This window comes from Flavobacterium columnare NBRC 100251 = ATCC 23463 (assembly GCF_002530675.1).
Lineage (GTDB): Bacteria > Bacteroidota > Bacteroidia > Flavobacteriales > Flavobacteriaceae > Flavobacterium > Flavobacterium columnare.
In genome coordinates this window covers 1-1,358 of record NZ_PCMX01000168.1, presented here as the reverse complement: position 1 = coordinate 1,358, position 1,358 = coordinate 1, and the positions used below count along the sequence as shown (strand labels likewise).

General features: G+C 28.9%; 1 protein-coding gene and 1 pseudogene. One reads left to right on the top strand and one right to left on the bottom strand.

What is annotated here, in order from left to right:
* Positions 1 to 48: 48 nt before the first annotated feature.
* Positions 49 to 264: a hypothetical protein gene (locus B0A78_RS14025; RefSeq protein ID WP_014164450.1), complete on the bottom strand. Its 216-nt coding sequence runs from the start codon at positions 262 to 264 to the stop codon at positions 49 to 51.
* Positions 265 to 588: 324 nt separating this feature from the next.
* Between B0A78_RS14025 and B0A78_RS14020 the strand changes: the two are divergent.
* Positions 589 to 1,358, top strand: a pseudogene (locus B0A78_RS14020) (hypothetical protein); the annotation flags it as partial.

Sequence of the window (1,358 nt, the reverse complement as noted above, 5' to 3'; positions counted from 1 at the left end):
GATACTTTCCCCGAATTTACTATTTTTTTTTAATTTAATTTAAAAAAATTAAGATTTTGGAGGTTTAATAGGAACCAAATCATCTCCTGTTCCTTCTACAGGTATGATCCTTTCAATACTTGTAGAATCTGCAAATTGTAATAACCTGCTTTCTTTTTTAATTTCCATTTCTTTTGTATTTGCTGTATTTAAATTTTCTTTTTCACAAGAGATTATAGTAAAACCTACCGTATTTAGAACTGCAATTAATATTATTTTTTTCATACTTTTTTAATTAATTTTTGACATATTTGTGGCTATTCGAAATAAGTTTTCGAATTTTTTACCACCTAGTTTTAATGCTTATGGCACCATCTTGGGAAGTGAAGTGGGCTATATCAGAAAGTTTTTTATGTACTCCCCAAGACAGAAAATACGAACGGATTAGTCTCACTTTTTTAGAAGTAGTTTTGTACATTTGTTCTTATCGCGAAATAGAACAAGAACTAATTCTGAGGCAAAGGTGTGTTGATTTTACTAGGGGTTTGTAAAGAAATTCCAATAATTCCAAAGGATTCCGATAGTTCTAAATAATTCCGTATAATGCTTATGAAAAACATTACTTATAAAGATTATATTACAGAAATAAAAGCTCAATATGAAGTTGAAAAAAAGGGTATTTATGCGAGTTACTTATCAAAACCATCACCAGCTTTACTAAATGATTTTTGTAAAATTTTAAAGCAAAAAGGATTGTCTCAAAAAGATTCAATGATTCTTGAAACATTTTACAATTTACCCAATTTTGATGTAGATAAATTTCGCCCGATATGTAATTTTTTTAAAGGAAAGACATCGGCTCCTAATCAAGATATTTTAGATGTAATGGCCTTATTAGTAAATTTACAACCTAGACCTTTAGGAGACTTTTTGAAATCCAAACACAATCCACCTAAAAATCATGCAATTGACAAAACTGGATCTTCAGTTGTTTTATCTAATAAGCCTATGGATCTTTTACCTAAAAAAATGATTTCTTCTAGTCGTAACAGGCTTTTAATCCTTATATGCTTATTTTTGTGTTTATCAATTATTGTGTATTGGAATTTTAAAAGGGAAAATTCTTGTCTAGAATGGCAAAATAACCGTTATATTAAAGTTGCTTGTAATAAAGAAATAAATGGTTTTGCTGAACTAAATACAAAGGTTCCGTATAATGAAAGATTGCTTTTATTACGCAGAATAATACCTAACGATACAATTACTTATTTTAAAAATGGTAAGGCCGTTATTTGGTATTGTAAGATGGATGAAGATCATATTGAACTTTTCAATCAACCGGGTCATCATCCTGTTACCAATAAGCCTTTGAAGGCTAT